The sequence below is a fragment of the Corallococcus exiguus genome, from assembly GCF_009909105.1.
Taxonomy (GTDB): domain Bacteria; phylum Myxococcota; class Myxococcia; order Myxococcales; family Myxococcaceae; genus Corallococcus; species Corallococcus exiguus.
The window spans coordinates 145878-160082 of sequence record NZ_JAAAPK010000009.1 but is presented as its reverse complement, the minus strand read 5'-3'; the positions used below and the strand labels follow the sequence as shown (position 1 = coordinate 160082).

The following is a 14205-nucleotide window of genomic DNA, read 5'->3' as shown; positions in this document are numbered from 1 at the left end:
TGCATGGCGGGACGGGGGGATGACTCACCGGCGGGGGGCGAGCCATCGCTGTTCGCCCGGCTGGCGGTAGGCGTGTTCCGGCACCGGGGCCGGGTGCTGGTGGGCACGCTGGTGCTCCTCGCCGCGGCGGTGTGGGCACTGCTCCGCGGCGGGCACCTCACCACCGGCACCATCGAGGGCATTGAATCCGCGAAGGCCGAAGCACTCGCGCGCGGTGCCGCCGCGGGGTCGAATGATCAGACCCTGGCGGTCATCTTCCATCACGACGAATGGACCACGGACGAGCCGCGCTTCGCACAGGCGGTGACGTCCGTGCTGTCGCGTGTGGAGCGGCTGCCGGAGGTCGCGTCGGTGGTGTCGCCCATCGGTGCACCCGAGGCCTTCCGCGCCCGCTTCGTGGCGAGGACGGGTCACGACCTGCTGGCGCTGGTGCGGCTCAAGGGCGGCGAGCGCGAGGCCACCGCCGCGTTCCCCGCCGTGCGCGCGGCGCTGGAGGACCCGAACCTCCGGACGACGCTCACCGGCAAGGTGGCCTTCCTGGCCGCGCTCAATGAATTGCTGGAACACGACCTGCTGCGCGCGGAGTTGCTGTCATTCCCGCTGGCGCTGGTGGTCCTGCTCTGGGTGTTCCGGACGGTGGTGGCGGCGATGCTGCCGTTGGTGGTGGGCGGCCTGGCGGTGCTCTGCGGCGTGGCGGGCGTGATGCTGCTGTCGCACGCCACGAACATGGCCCAGTACACGCTCAACGTGGTGTCGCTCATCGGCCTGGGCGTGGCCATCGACTACTCGCTCTTCATCGTGAGCCGCTTCCGCTCCGAGCTCGCGCTGGGCCTCAGCACGGAGCACGCACTGACGCGCACGCTGGACACCGCGGGGCGGGCGGTCGCGTTCTCGGGGCTGGCCGTCACGGTGGGGTTGGGAGGCCTGCTCTTCTTCCGAGGCTCGTACCTGAGCGCCATGGGACTGGGCGGGGCCCTGGTGGTGGCCTTCGCGGTCCTCTTCGCGCTCACCGTGCTGCCCGCGCTCCTCGCCTGGCTGGGGCCTCGGGTGGACCGGGGACGGTTGCCCTTCGCGCGGAAGGAGGGCCGTGGCGGCGCCTGGCACGCGCTGGCCACCTGGGTGATGCGGCATCCCTGGTGGGTGCTGTTGCCTACGCTGACTCTCCTTTTGGCCATGGGTCTGCCGTTCCGCCGGCTGCAACTGGCGGCCACGGACATCACCGCGCTGCCCGAGCGCACCGAAGCACGCCAGGGCGCGGAGACCCTGGCCCGCCTGTTCCCCCGCGAGGCCGCCACCCGCGTCCTGGTGGCGGTGGAGTTTCCAAGCGGCAATCCCCTCACGCCGGAGCGCGCGGGCGCCCTCTACGACGCCAGCCGCCGGGTGGCTTCGATGCCCGGCGTGGTCGGTGTGGAGAGCGCGGTGGACCTGGGCCCCGGCATGGACCGGGCGACCGTCCTACGCATGGCCGCTGCTCCACCCCAAATGCTCCCACCGGAGCTCCAGGCCGCGCGGGCCGCGTACGTCACCGGCAACGTGGCGGTGATGCAGGTGCTGACGTCCTCGGCGCCCAGCAGCCTGGAGGCGCGCAACCTGGTGCGTGCGCTGCGCGAGGAGCGCACGGTGGGCGACGGCCAGTGGCTGGTGGGAGGGCAGACCGCGACGGACGTGGACGCGGCGGCCTTCGTGAAGCACCACACGCCCGCGGCGGTGGGGTTCGTGATGGGGATGACGTGCATCGTCCTCTTCGTGCTCCTGCGCTCCGTGGTGCTGCCCTTGAAGGCGCTCCTGATGAACCTGCTGTCGCTGGCCGGTTCGTTCGGCGCCCTGGTGTGGATCTTCCAGGAGGGGCACCTGCACCGGTTGCTGCGCTTCGAACCCGGGCCCATCGAACCGTCGCTGCCCATCCTCTTGTTCTGCGCGCTGTTCGGCCTGTCCATGGACTACGAGGTGCTGCTGCTCAGCCGCATCCGCGAGGAGTATCTGCGCACGGGCGACAACACCCACGCGGTGGCTGAAGGACTGGAGCGGACCGGCGGCCTCATCACCAGCGCGGCGGCCATCATGGTGGCCGTGTTCGCAGCCTTCACGCTGGCGTCGGTGGTCGTGGTGAAGGCGATGGGGTTGGGCATGGCCATCGCGGTCGCACTGGATGCGACGCTGGTCCGGGTGCTCATCGTCCCCGCGATGATGCGCTTGATGGGGGACTTCAACTGGTGGGGGCCCGGGCACTGGAGACGCTCGCACACTCGGGCGCAAGGGACGGAGGTGCGGCCATGAACGCGCGGAACCTCGCATGGACGGCGGCGGCGCTGGGCGTGCTCGTGCACGGACACCGCGAGCTGATGGCCGGCTTGCGGCGGCGTCAGGCTCCGCCCATGAGACGCTTCGAGCCACCCTCGGTGACGGTCATCCGGCCCATCCGGGGCCTGGACGTGGACGCGCGCGAGAACGTGCGCGCGCTGCTGGACCTGGACTATCCCGGCGAATGGGAGGTGCTCTTCGTCTTCGACAGCGAGGACGACCCGGCGTTCCTCCCCACTCGTGAAGAGGTGGTCACCCGACCGACGCGCGCGAAGCGGGTGGAGTTGATTGTCGCGGGCGAGCCACCAGCGGGGATGACGGGCAAGCTCAACGCGATGCAGGTGGGCGTGGCCTGCTCGCGGTGTCAGTTGCTGGCCTTCAGCGATTCGGACACGAGGCCCTCACCGGATGTACTCACGGCGCTGGTGGGAGCGCTGCTGGAGGATGGCGGGACGGGCGCCACGTTCGCGCCCATCTACGCGGCGGCGGACGCGCCCCTGGCGGGCGACGTGGGCTACGGGCTGCTGGTGAACGCGTGGTACGGCGCATCGGTCGCGTGCACCGCGGCGCCGGATGGCGCGCTGCCGTTCATCATGGGGCAGTTGATGGTGTTCCGGCGCCAGGCGCTGGAGGCCATCGGGGGCGTGGGCTGCGCCGCCGGGCAGTTCGTGGATGACATGTACCTGGGACGCCGGCTGCACGAGGCCGGGTGGAAGAACCGCGTCGTCCACGCGCCCCTGCGCGTCGTCACGGGGCGCCTGGGGCTGGGCGCCTTCCTGCGCATCTTCCGGCGGTGGATCCTCTTCTCGGAGGCAGGCATCCCCGGGTCCTTCGCGCGGCCCCACTGGGTGCGTGGCGCGGTGAGCTGGCTGTCATGGGGCGCGCTGGCGACGGCGGTGGCGCGAAGGGCCTGGGGCCCGGCGCTCCTGTCGGCACTGCCCATCGGCTTCTCCGTGTGGAGCCAGCTGCGGCTCCAGCGGGCCTGTCACGGGCCGGAGGTCGCGCCCCGGCACTACTGGGTGCCGGCTGTCCTTCCGCTGCTGGGTGCCGGTGTGGCGCTGTCCGCGCGGCTGTCTCGCGAAGTGGACTGGCGCGGCCGGGGCTACCGGTTGGATGCGAAGGCGCGCCTGGGTGAAGCCCAGCCCGCCCGGGCCAGCGTGTAGACGGGACGGCGGACGCGACGATGCAGCCAGCTCCCCATCTGTTCCACCGCGCTCGCCATGGTGCCTCGCAAGGGTGGCCCGGCCGAGCGCAACAGCGGTGCGGCGGACCGCAGGCTGCCTCCCGTTCCATTCGAGGAGAGCATCGCGGCGAAGGCATGGGCGACGACGCGCAGGTACTCGCGGGCCATCACGCGCATGCGGGGCTCCTCGGAAGACAGCAGGGCCATGGAGGCGCGCGCGCCGCCGGGGCTGTGCTCCCAGTAGTGCAGCAGGCCCATGCGCAGCGCGTGCATGCCTTCGTCCTGCCTGGCGAAGGCGCTGTAGAGCGCGGAGGCGAGCGCGACGCGGGTGCGCTGCGCGGGCCGCCGTGCGTGCGCGTAGTGCTCCAGCGCGCGGGCGACGTGGTCCGGATAGCGGTCCAGCGACTCCTGGAGGGCGCGGGCATCGTGGAAGCACGACGCCATGCCGCTGGCCGTGAGCGGGTGGCAGCACGCGGCGGCGTCGCCCACGAGCACGGCGCTCCCCATCCAGACGGTCTCCGCCAGCCAGTCGTCGTTGGAGGCCATTCGCACCGCGGGCCGCTGCTCCAGCGCCTGCAAGACCGCCTCTCTCAGCCTCGAGGGCAGGGCGAGCAGCAACTCCGGTTGTTCCTTCAGCGTCTGGGCCGTGCTGCCCAGGGGCAGGTCCACCATCACGCGCGCCACGCCGGGCTGGATGGTGTAGGCCAGCGCGTGCACGGCGCCGCCCACGAACTGGTGGCCATGTTCCGGGTGCGTGAGGCAGGCGCTGTCCACGGTCACACCCAGCATGGTGGAGAGGCGCTGGTGGTGCTCGGCGATGCCCAGCATCCGCCGCACGGGCGACGCGCGTCCGTCCGCGGCCACCAGCAGCCGGGCGTGCACGGTGTGTTCGGTGCCCGCGTGCGAATAGCGCAGGCGCACGCCGCGCTCGCAGTTGTGCTCCACGGCCGTCACGCGGGCCCGGGTGTGCAGGGTGACGCCGCGCCGCCGCGACACCGACTCCAGCAGGGGCAGGGTGAGGGCGGCGTGTTCGAGCGACAGACCCGTGACACCGCGACCGTAGGGCAGGACGAGCGTGCGTTCGGGGGCATGGAAGCGCACCGCGAAGCCCTTCACGGGATGGGCCGCCCAGCCATCCACGACGTCCCCGAAGCCCAGCGCGCGCAAGTCCCGCACCCCGGGAGGGTGGAGCAGTTCGCCCGCGAGCTGCTTGTGCCGGTCCACGCCCGCGTCCAGCAGCAGGACGGACCATCCCAGGTCGGAGAGGGCCGCCGCCACCGCGCAGCCCGCCGGCCCGCCCCCGGATATCACCACCTCGGTGTCCCCCACGTCGCCCCCGCTCGGTTCGCAGACACCATGTCTGGCATTGACGACTTATCCATTGAGGCGCGGCGCCGCACGCGAAGGAGGCAGGCATGAAAGTGCAGGTTGCATCATTCTGTCGCACACAATTGCCCAGGGTTTCCCGGACCTTCGCGCTCAACATCCCGTTGTTGCCGGAGCCCCTGGACCTGGCGGTGACGGTGGCCTACCTCCTGTGCCGCATCGCGGACACCCTGGAGGACGAGTCCCCCGGGGCACTTCACGGTGCCTTGCTCGACGAACTGGGGGCCCTGGTGTCGCTGGAGCCGGGCTGGGAGGCCCGTGCCCGCTCCTTCGCGCGAAGGGCTCGGCGGGCCCTTCGGGACGAGGTGCCACCAGCGGAGGCCGAGCTGGTTTCAGAGACATCGACCGTGCTCGAAACCCTGGCCTCGCTTCCCTCCTGGGTCCACCCGCCCATCGCGCGATGCGTGCGCACGATGACCGGCGGCATGAACCAGATACAGCGGATGCATGGAGGAAGCGGGCAGGTCATGGGGCTGCCCGACCTCCAGGCGACGTTCATGTATTGCTATTACGTAGCGGGTGTTGTCGGCGAGATGTTGACCGGCCTCTTCGTCGCCAGCTCACCCCGGGTCGCCTGGCGTGAGCAGCGGCTCATGACGCGGGCGCCTGCCTTTGGCCGGGCCCTGCAGCTCACCAACATCCTCAAGGACGTGCGCGAGGACCTGGACCGCGGCAGCTGCTGGCTGCCCAGGGACCGCATGGCCGCGCACGGCCTCACGTCCTCCACGCTGGCCCTGCCTTCGCTCCGTGCGAACGCCGTGGCGCTGATGGATGAGCTGGTGGCGGTGGCGCGCGGGGAGCTGGACGTCGCGCTCGAGTACTCGCTGGCGCTGCCCGTGGAGGAGCCCGGTCTGCGGCTGTTCTGTCTCTACCCGCTCTTCTTCGCGGCCGCGACGCTCGACGCGGTGGATGGCAACCCGGCGGTGTTCGAACCCGAGCCCGTGAAGATTCCCCGGGAGACGGTGGCGACGCTGATGCGGCTCACTCAGGAGCGGGTGGACTCGGATGAAGCGCTGCGGGCGCTCTACGCCAGCTGCTCGCGGGCATCCCGGAGCGGTGAGGAGGCCTGGAGTTGATGCGGCGGGCGCGCGACATGCTGGCCGGGACACAGGCCGCGGACGGCTCCTGGATGGGGGACTACAGCGGTCCGCTGTTCCTGGGCCCGGTGTTCGTGGCCGGGCTGTACGTGATGGGGCGCACGCCGGAGGCGTCCGTCCGCGACGGGATGGTCGCCTACATGCGTGCGCACCAGAACCCGGATGGAGGCTGGGGGCTGGACGTGGAGTCGCCCAGCCTCGTCTTCACGTCGGTGCTCAACTACGTCGCGCAGCGGCTGCTGGGCGTTGGCGCGGACGACCCGGGGCTCGTCCGCGCGAGGGCGTGGTTCCTTCCCCATGGAGGCCCGCTGGGCAGTGCGTCCTGGGGGAAGTTCGTCCTCGCCCTGCTGGGGCTCTACGAATACGAGGGCCTCGCGCCCGTGCCTCCGGAGCTCTGGCTGTTGCCGCGAGGGCTGCCATTCCATCCCTCCCGGCTCTGGTGCCACTGCCGCATGGTGTACCTGCCCATGGGCTGGCTCTATGGCCGCCGGGTCCGCGCCACGGAGACACCGCTGTTGGCCGAGCTTCGGCGCGAGCTGTACCCCCAACGCTACGCGGACGTGGACTGGAAGGCGGCGCGCGGACGCGTGGCCCGCACGGACGCCTACAGCCCCCACGGTCTGGGATTGCGCGCCGTGCACCGCGTGCTGGGTTTGTATGAGCGGTTCCATCCGAAGCGGCTGCGGGAACGCGCGCTGGAGGAGTCCCTGGCGTTGATTCACGGCGAGGACGCGGCGACGCACTTCGTCTGCATCGGGCCCATCAGCAAGGTGCTCGACATGGTGGTGTGTCACGTGGCGCGGCCGGACGGTCCGGAGGTGCGGGCCCACCTGGAGCGCATGCCGGACTACCTCCAGCGGACGCGGAAGGGCATCACGGTCAACGGCTACAATTCCTCCCAGCTCTGGGACACCGCCTTCGCGGTGCAGGCGCTGGTGGCCTCCGGAGAGTCCGTCTGGGCGCGGGACACGCTGGAGCGCGCGGGTCGCTTCCTGGAGGCGCAGCAGGTGCTGGAGGATTCGCCAGACGCCGAGCGCCACCACCGGCATCCGAGCAGGGGAGGGTGGCCCTTCAGCACGCGTGCGCACGGCTGGCCCATCAGCGATTGCACGGCGGAGGCGTTGAAGGCGTGTCTGTTGTTGGAGCCGCTCGGGCTCAATCGCGTGCCGCGCGAGCGCCTGGAGCAGGCCGTGGCGTTCATCCTGTCCTTGCAGAACCGGGACGGCGGCTGGGCCACCTACGAGCGGCAGCGGGGACCGCGCTGGCTGGAGCGGTTCAATCCCTCGGACGTCTTCGCCGGCATCATGGTGGACCCCAGCTACGTGGAGTGCACATCCGCCTGCATCCAGGCGCTGGCGGCGTGGCGCGGCGCATGGCCGCACGCACCGGTGGGCCAGTCCATAGCGCGGGGCGCGGACTTCCTGCGACGCCAGCAGCGTCCGGACGGCGGTTGGGAGGGCTCCTGGGGCGTGTGCTTCAGCTATGGCACGTGGTTCGGCGTCACCGGCCTGGTGGCCTCGGGCGCGGGGACCGGAGACCCCGCCCTGCGCAAGGCCGTCACGTTCCTGAAGGCCCACCAGCGCGAGGACGGCTCCTGGAGCGAAACCATCCAGGCCTGCCGCGAGCGCCGCTGGGTGGAGGGCCACACGGGCCACGCGGTGACGACGTCCTGGGCCGTGCTGTCACTGGTGGCCGCCGGCGAAGCGAACGCGGAGGCCACGCGCCGGGGCGTGGCATGGCTGCGCGAGAGGCAGGCGGCGGACGGCCAGTGGCCCCGAGAGCCCCTGGCCGGCGTCTTCAGCCGCACCTGCGCCATCCACTACGACGCCTACCTGCGCATCTTCCCGCTGTGGGCGCTGTCGCTCGCGGAGCGACAGGCCGGGGACTTCAAGGCGCGCGAAGGCTCTGCGAACCCAGGTAGTCCATCTTGCCCAGGTTGACGCCGTTGTGACGCAGGAGCGCGTACGCGTGGGTGACGTGGAAGAAGAAGTTGGGGACCGCGTTCTCCAGGAAGTAGTCCGCGCCGCTCATCACCTGGCCCTCCCAGCGGGGGTGGGTGACGACGCGACTGGCGGCGCCCTCGAAGTCCTTCCCCGTGAACGTGTCCAGGTACTCGATGGTGGAGCGGACGCGGGCGCTGAGCTCCTCCAGCGTCTGCTCCGTGTCCGGGTTGGACGGCGCGGCCTTGCCTGACAATCGCGAAGCCGCGAGCTTCACGGCGTCACAGCCGATCTGCACCTGCCGCACGAACGGGAGCTGGTCCGGCGCCAGCCGGAAGTTCAGGTAGAGGTTCGGGTCGAAGGACTTCGCCTTGGCGTGGGCCTCGGCCGTCTCCAACCACTTGCTCAACTGCCCCAGCTGCTTCTTCATCTGCGAAAAGGTCTCGAAGTACATGGGCGCGCAAGCTAACGGGACAGCCATTGGCGCGCGAGCCAATCGCGAGGGCGTCCGGCCCTTTGAATCCGGACGCCCCGCGTCATGCCGCGTTCACGCGTGGCGTCAGAAGTTGATGGTCAGGTCATGCAAGACGGCGGAGCAGCCCGTCTTCGTGCCCGCCTCGTCGCCGGACGTGTCGCCCACGCACGTGATGCTCTGCACGATGCGCGTGTTCGAGGGCAGCTGCGGGAAGCCGAAGACGTCCACCGCGTGCCCCGTGTCCGTGTACGAGAAGGTGAATTCGGCCCCGATGTAGAAGTCCGCGACGGACACCGGAGACGGCGAGACACTCACGATGGGCGTCGCGGTGGTGGCGATGTGGTGCCACTGGTACCCCGCGACATGGGTGTTTCCGCTCACCTCGTCGCCCCAGATGAACATGCCGATCCACAGCTCGTTGGAGTTGCGCACCTCGTACTCGAAGTTGAGGGCCATCCTCGGCCCGTGACCCGCGAAGTCCGCGTCACCCCCTGGCGTCTTGGGCGGGACGTAGAAGGCCAGCGGGAAGTCGTTGATGGTGACGCTGGACAGGCCCTGCTTCGCCGTGGCCACGGAGCTCTCCGCCGGGACCTCCGGCGCATCGAGGGTTTCGGGGCCGCCGCAGGCTCCGAGCAACAGCGCGGCCGCCGGCAGGGCGAAGGAAACGAAACGGCGCATCATGGCTGACTCCTGTTCGTGGTGGGACGACGCCGACAGGAGTAGCGAGGTCCTCGGACTGGAGACATGCCCCTGACGTCGGCCGCTCCGTGCGTGGGACGAAGTGGCCTCTGGGAGGGGTGAGCTGTCTGCCGAATCCCAGCCGGGGCTCCGTCGAACGGCTGGGCCTGCTACTGGCGTGGAAGGGGGGCCCGGGGCATGAAGGTGTCGTGCCCCGGCGCTCGCGGGCGTCTATTGGAGCGCGGTGACGGATCAGGTCCTGCGGCTGGAGGTGAAGGACGGAGCGCTGCGCGGCGTCGGTTCGCCCATGCCACCGGACACCCACCTGGAGGGAGAGGCGCTCGAACTGGCGCGGTTCCGCCTGCGCAATCAGCTCACGAGCAGCGTGGCCAAGCTGCTGGGGATGAGCTTTCCGTGCCGGGAGCCTGTGTGTGTGCTCCGGGCACCGGTTCGCATCCAGCATATCGACCTCAAGTCCACCCACTTCTGTGAGAAGCACCAGGCGGAGTTCTCGCGAATCGCGCAGGAGCGGAAGCTGAAGCGGTAACCGGGCCGGGAGCACCCGGAGGTGCCCACGGCCCGTGCCCCGGCTCATGCCTTGAACGTCATCAAGGGCCGCAGCCGGGCCACCTCCCGGATGATGTCGGCGTCCACCTGGGAGGCCACCACCGGGCCAATGGGCTTGTAGGCAGCGGGGGCCTCCTCGATGCGGCGCTCGGCCCGGAGCGCGATGCAGTCCACCCCCGTCAGGCCCAGATCCTCCTCCCGGTGCTTCGCGCCTCCCCGTGACATGGAGAAGCGCGAGTGCGCCCGCCCCGCCCCATGCGAGGCCGACGCCAGGGCCTTCGCGTTGCCCAGGCCCCTCATCAGGTAGGACGTGGCGCCCATGGAGCCGGGGATGATGACCGGCTGGTCCTCCTCGGCAGGGCAGGCCCCCTTGCGCGCCAGCCAGCCGCCTTCCCAGGGCAGGGTGATGTTGTGGGGCACGTCGTAGACGAGCGGCGCCTCCACGTCCCCGAACAGCTCCCGCAGCGTCTGCCGCACCAGCTCCGCCAGCAGCAGCCGGTTGAGGAAGGCGTAGTTGGCCGCCGTGGCCTCCGCCTTCAGGTACTCGCGCACCTTCGTTGGATCCGCGAGCGGGAAGATGCCGCTCCCCGGGTGCGGCGCTCCCGTGGGCCACGCGGCGCGCGCCCGCTCCTGCCAGGTGCGCCCCACGTGCTTGCCCATGTCCCGCGAACCGGAGTGCACCATGAACGCGAGCTGCCCCTCCCGCACGCCCCAGGCCCACGCCCGCGCGCGGTCCACCACGGCCTCCACCCGCTGCACCTCCACGAAGTGGTTGCCTCCGCCAATGGTGGCGAGGCTCGGGTCGCGCACCACGCCCTCCCGCCGCAGCCCGGTGGGCGCCCAGGCCGGGTCCCCCTCCAGCGCCCCGCCCAGATAGACGCGGTCGGACTCACGGTGAAGCTGGCCCAGCTCCATCCGGGCCGCCATGCCCAGGGGCTGGCCTTCCGTCTCCAGGAGCCAGCCGGGCAGGCCGTCCCGCAGCAGCGCCTCCAGGGCGCGCGAGCCCTGGGCGACGTCCCGCGTGCCGAAGAAGTAGTGCCCCTTCATCCGCTCGACGAAGGCGTCGCGGCGGGCGAGGAAGGCGTCCACGGGGATGTCCGCGACATGCAGGCGCATGCTGCAGTTGATGTCCGTACCCACGGCGCCGGGGACCACCAGGCCCTCCGTGTGGACCACCGACCCGATGGCCACCCCGGAGTCGCCCGGATGGAAGTCCGGCGTCGCGCGCACCTGCTTCACGCGGCCGCCGTCGGGGTGATGGAGCGCGGCGAGCGCCGCGAGCTGCTGGAGCGCCTTGCCCTCCACCGGCAGGTCCGGCGGAAGGAGGACTTCCGCGGGGGGAGCATGGGGATCCGCCTGGAGGCGGACCGTGTAGACACGACCGTCGTAAGCAACGTCGAGCCCCTCGCGGGCAAGCGCCCGCAGGAGCCGGTTCAGTTTCGGCTGCATGACCTTCTCGGAATCTGACCCGGGCGGATTTCAGCCCGGGGGACGTGAGCGATGGATTCGAGACCTCGGGTCAGCAGCCGCGGTCGGGACGCCGGAGCGTCCGCGACCCCCTGGACGATCCAACACACCGCACCTGACGGGCTCGCGAAAAGATCCGCTCCAGTCGAGGATGGGCCCATGGACGTGTCGAAGCAGGGGAATGGAGCGGCGTCATGACGGTGGCTGTCCTACGGGCCCAGGCCCCGGAGTTCGATGTGGCGTCCGTCCTGGACCGCTTCCCGGAATGCCGCCCGGATGCCGTCTGGCTCCAGGGCGAGCAGCTGCAGCGCCAGGGACGGCACTCCACCTCGGGCTTCAACCTCACCCTGGTGGAGGACGGGGAAGGCACGCTGCACGGCCCCGTCGCCGCCGCCCGCAGGCAACTGGAGGTGCTGGGCTCCCTGCTCGCGGAGCTGCGCCAGCTGGCCGTCCCCTGCGTCGTGGACTTCGGGCTCTTCGTCGGCACCTCGCGGCACTTCACCAGCTCCATCCAATTCCCGCCCGACGACGTCCGGTGGTTCGCGGACCAGGGAATCGCCCTGGCCGTCTCCGCCTACCCGACCGCCGAGGAGGAGTCGGAGGACTCCTCGGGCAACCTCCAATGAGCGCGAAGACCGCCCCCCACTGGGACCCCGAAGCCGTACCGACCTTCTGGATCAACCATGCGTCCCGGCTGCTGATGCGCCGCTTCGAGCAGCGGTTGCGGCCGCTCGAGTTCGGGATGGCCTACCTGCCGGTGGTCATCGCGCTGGAGGAGCACGGGCCACTCTTACAGAAGCAGCTCGCGGAGTACGCCCACGTCGAGCAACCCACCATGGCCGCGCTCCTCACACGCATGGAGCGCGACGGGCTCATCCAGCGGCAGCCGCACCCGGACGACAAGCGCGCGACCCGGATATCGCTCTCGGCCAAGGCCCGGGAGCGCCTGCCCCAGGCGAAGGAGCAGCTGGAGGAGGTCGCGGATCAGGCGACCGCGGGCTTCAGCGACCGCGAGCGCGCCACGTTCATGTCGCTCCTGCGCCGGGTGGTGGACAACCTGGAGCCGGCGTCCGGGGATTGAGCCATCATTTCCCAGAACGTCAGAGGGGTCTTGTAGGGTGCGCGCCCCTCCGGAAGATTCCCTTCCGGCATGGCACAAGGTCGAGGCCTCTTGAATCGCTCCTCCTTCCTGATGCGCGCGCTGCGCACCGGCACGTTCTGTCTCGTGGGCGCCAGCTCGCTGATGACGGCCTGTGATTCCAACGATGATCCCCCCGTCGACCCGGCTCCGGTGGACCGGTCGCCGCGCACGCTGACGCTGCTGCAGACCAGTGACCTGCACACCAACATCTTCCCGTGGGACTACTTCTCCGGAAAGGCTGACTCGAAGCGCGGCCTGGCCAAGGTGGCCACGCTCATCAAGCAGGAGCGAGCGAAGAACCCGGACTGCACGCTGCTCGTCGACACGGGTGACACCATCCAGGGCTCGCCGCTCGGCACCTACTACGCCCAGGTGGACAACGCGCCCAAGCACCCCATGGCCGCCGCCATGAACGAGCTGGGCTACGCCGCCATGGCCATGGGCAACCATGAGTTCAACTACGGCCAGGACGTCCTCAACAAGTTCAAGGGCGAGGCGAACTTCCCCCTCCTCGGCGCCAACGTGCGCAAGAGCTCGGACGGCTCCGAGGCCTTCACCCCGTACGTGATGACCACGGTGTGCGGCGTGAAGGTCGGCATCCTCGGCCTGGTGACGCCGGGCGTGGCCACGTGGGAGCGCAAGGACAACATCGCCGGGCTGCGCTTCGATGAACCGCTGGAGACCGCGAAGACGTATGTGCCGAAGATGAAGCAGGCCGGCGCGGACGTGGTGGTGGTGGCCATCCACGGCGGCCCGGACAAGCAGCCGACGGGCAGCGCGACCAGCCCGGAGTCGTGGCTCGCGGACTACGCGGACGCCACGAAGTGGACCGACCGCGGCAACCTCACCGCTGAGAACCAGGCCGTGCAGATTGCCCAGCAGGTGGCGGACGTGGACGTGCTCCTCACCGGCCACACCCACCAGCCCATCCCGAAGATGCTGCTGAAGCAGGAGAATGGCCGCGAGGTCCTCCTCACGCAGCCCAACCGCTGGGGCAGCCACCTGGCGGACGTGCAGCTCAACGTCACCTGGAACGGCGAGCGCTGGGGTGTGGACGCGCACGACTCGAAGCTCCACGCGGTGGATGACACGGTGGCGGTGGATGCCACGGTGACGCAGCTCACCCAGGCCGCCCACGACACCACGGTGGCCTACGTGAACCAGAAGATTGGCAGCACCACCGCGGCCTTCACGGGCGGCTTCCCCGGCCGCTATGTCGACAGCGCCCTGTCGGACCTGCTCAACATCGTGCAGGAGGAGGCCGCGGCGGAGGCCGGCTTCCCCGTGGACCTGTCCGCGACCGCCCTGTTCTCCAACGACGTCGCGCTGCCGGCGGGGGACGTCACCCTGCGTGACGCCTACAGCGTCTACATCTACGACAACACGCTGTACGTGATGGAGATCAACGGCTCCATCCTCCGGCGCGCGCTGGAGATGAACACGCTGTACTTCAAGCAGCTGGACGCGGCGAACCTCCCCACGAAGCCCGAGGACGCCAAGGCCACCACGCCTGTCGTCGCGGACTACAACTGGGACCTCTACTCGCACATCGAGTACGGCTACGACCTGACGAAGCCCGCGGGCTCCCGGCTCACGCACCTGCGCTTCAAGGGCGAGGAAGTGAAGGACGACCAGGTCTTCCGCATCGCCGTCAACAACTACCGCGGCGGTGGCGGCGGCGGGTACAGCATGTTCAAGGAAGGCCGCATGCTGTGGTCCTCCGCGGACGGAGTGCGTGACTACGTCGCGCGCTACATGCAGGAGCACCAGAACCTGTCGCCGGACGCGGTGAACACCTGCAACTTCACGCTCGCGCCGGACCTCTACGCGAAGTACTTCCAGGCCACGCTCGGCCCGGCGAAGTGCGCGCCCGTCGTGCAGTGACGTAAGGAACCGAGGGACGCCCGGTGGACAGCCCTCTTCCCCGGAGGGCACGTCCCACCGGGCCTCCCGCGTTCCTACGTTGCCCG

12 protein-coding genes are annotated in these 14205 nt (G+C 70.3%); 8 read left to right on the top strand and 4 right to left on the bottom strand.

Features of this window, described 5'->3' with window-relative positions; genetic code table 11:
* The first annotated feature begins 3 nt into the window (after positions 1 to 3).
* Together GTZ93_RS29450 and GTZ93_RS29445 are read left to right on the top strand one after the other, a co-directional pair.
* A complete protein-coding gene (locus GTZ93_RS29450; RefSeq protein ID WP_139917706.1) occupies positions 4 to 2277 on the top strand; it encodes an MMPL family transporter in 2274 nt (757 codons plus the stop codon).
* Positions 2274 to 3464, top strand: coding sequence for a glycosyltransferase (locus tag GTZ93_RS29445; RefSeq protein ID WP_139917708.1), 1191 nt, complete (start codon positions 2274 to 2276; stop codon positions 3462 to 3464). The genes GTZ93_RS29450 and GTZ93_RS29445 overlap by 4 nt, the downstream gene beginning before the upstream one ends.
* Here the strand turns inward: GTZ93_RS29445 and GTZ93_RS29440 are convergent.
* Entirely contained in the window at positions 3404 to 4813 is a 1410-nt protein-coding gene (locus GTZ93_RS29440; RefSeq protein WP_139917710.1) for an FAD-dependent oxidoreductase, read from the bottom strand. The two genes, GTZ93_RS29445 and GTZ93_RS29440, sit on opposite strands and share 61 nt — an antisense overlap.
* 86 nt (positions 4814 to 4899) lie before the next feature.
* On the opposite strand from GTZ93_RS29440, the gene GTZ93_RS29435 reads away from it, so the two are divergent.
* On the top strand, positions 4900 to 5946 hold the full coding sequence (locus GTZ93_RS29435; RefSeq protein WP_139917711.1) for a phytoene/squalene synthase family protein: 1047 nt from the start codon (positions 4900 to 4902) through the stop codon (positions 5944 to 5946).
* Positions 5946 to 7907, top strand: a complete 1962-nt coding sequence (locus GTZ93_RS29430; protein ID WP_139917713.1) for a 2,3-oxidosqualene cyclase — start codon at positions 5946 to 5948, stop codon at positions 7905 to 7907. Before GTZ93_RS29435 ends, GTZ93_RS29430 begins: the two co-directional genes overlap by 1 nt.
* On the opposite strand, the gene GTZ93_RS29425 is transcribed toward GTZ93_RS29430, so the two are convergent.
* Together GTZ93_RS29425 and GTZ93_RS29420 are read right to left on the bottom strand one after the other, a co-directional pair.
* Entirely contained in the window at positions 7855 to 8361 is a 507-nt protein-coding gene (locus tag GTZ93_RS29425) for a DUF1993 domain-containing protein (protein WP_139917715.1), read from the bottom strand. The two genes, GTZ93_RS29430 and GTZ93_RS29425, sit on opposite strands and share 53 nt — an antisense overlap.
* 105 nt (positions 8362 to 8466) lie before the next feature.
* Complete coding sequence (locus tag GTZ93_RS29420; RefSeq protein WP_139917717.1) at positions 8467 to 9063, bottom strand: hypothetical protein; 597 nt, start codon at positions 9061 to 9063, stop codon at positions 8467 to 8469.
* A gap of 241 nt (positions 9064 to 9304) precedes the next feature.
* Between GTZ93_RS29420 and GTZ93_RS29415 the strand changes: the two genes are divergently transcribed.
* A complete protein-coding gene (locus GTZ93_RS29415; RefSeq protein ID WP_139917720.1) occupies positions 9305 to 9607 on the top strand; it encodes a hypothetical protein in 303 nt (100 codons plus the stop codon).
* A 44-nt stretch (positions 9608 to 9651) separates the two neighbouring features.
* Here the strand turns inward: GTZ93_RS29415 and GTZ93_RS29410 are convergent, their stop codons facing one another.
* Positions 9652 to 11076 (bottom strand): RtcB family protein, encoded by a 1425-nt coding sequence (locus tag GTZ93_RS29410; protein WP_139917722.1) that lies wholly within the window; start codon positions 11074 to 11076, stop codon positions 9652 to 9654.
* 212 nt (positions 11077 to 11288) lie between these two features.
* Here GTZ93_RS29410 and GTZ93_RS29405 point away from each other — a divergent pair, with 212 nt between their 5' ends.
* From GTZ93_RS29405 to GTZ93_RS29395, 3 genes are all read left to right on the top strand, one after another.
* A complete protein-coding gene (locus GTZ93_RS29405) occupies positions 11289 to 11720 on the top strand; it encodes a hypothetical protein (RefSeq protein ID WP_139917724.1) in 432 nt (143 codons plus the stop codon).
* Positions 11717 to 12175 carry a MarR family winged helix-turn-helix transcriptional regulator gene (locus GTZ93_RS29400; RefSeq protein ID WP_139917726.1) on the top strand — a complete coding sequence of 153 codons (459 nt, stop codon included), beginning with the start codon at positions 11717 to 11719 and terminating at the stop codon, positions 12173 to 12175. Before GTZ93_RS29405 ends, GTZ93_RS29400 begins: the two co-directional genes overlap by 4 nt.
* A gap of 69 nt (positions 12176 to 12244) precedes the next feature.
* On the top strand, positions 12245 to 14119 hold the full coding sequence (locus tag GTZ93_RS29395; protein ID WP_261778899.1) for a bifunctional metallophosphatase/5'-nucleotidase: 1875 nt from the start codon (positions 12245 to 12247) through the stop codon (positions 14117 to 14119).
* Positions 14120 to 14205 lie beyond the last annotated feature (86 nt).

What these genes read in the sequence shown, in the direction of transcription:
- GTZ93_RS29450 (WP_139917706.1), top strand. Translation starts at nt 4, where the DNA reads ATGGCGGGACGGGGGGATGACTCACCGGCGGGGGGCGAGCCATCGCTG.
- GTZ93_RS29445 (WP_139917708.1), top strand. Translation starts at nt 2,274, where the DNA reads ATGAACGCGCGGAACCTCGCATGGACGGCGGCGGCGCTGGGCGTGCTC.
- GTZ93_RS29435 (WP_139917711.1), top strand. Translation starts at nt 4,900, where the DNA reads ATGAAAGTGCAGGTTGCATCATTCTGTCGCACACAATTGCCCAGGGTT.
- GTZ93_RS29430 (WP_139917713.1), top strand. Translation starts at nt 5,946, where the DNA reads ATGCGGCGGGCGCGCGACATGCTGGCCGGGACACAGGCCGCGGACGGC.
- GTZ93_RS29425 (WP_139917715.1), bottom strand. Translation starts at nt 8,361, where the DNA reads ATGTACTTCGAGACCTTTTCGCAGATGAAGAAGCAGCTGGGGCAGTTG.
- GTZ93_RS29420 (WP_139917717.1), bottom strand. Translation starts at nt 9,063, where the DNA reads ATGATGCGCCGTTTCGTTTCCTTCGCCCTGCCGGCGGCCGCGCTGTTG.
- GTZ93_RS29410 (WP_139917722.1), bottom strand. Translation starts at nt 11,076, where the DNA reads ATGCAGCCGAAACTGAACCGGCTCCTGCGGGCGCTTGCCCGCGAGGGG.
- GTZ93_RS29405 (WP_139917724.1), top strand. Translation starts at nt 11,289, where the DNA reads ATGACGGTGGCTGTCCTACGGGCCCAGGCCCCGGAGTTCGATGTGGCG.
- GTZ93_RS29400 (WP_139917726.1), top strand. Translation starts at nt 11,717, where the DNA reads ATGAGCGCGAAGACCGCCCCCCACTGGGACCCCGAAGCCGTACCGACC.
- GTZ93_RS29395 (WP_261778899.1), top strand. Translation starts at nt 12,245, where the DNA reads ATGGCACAAGGTCGAGGCCTCTTGAATCGCTCCTCCTTCCTGATGCGC.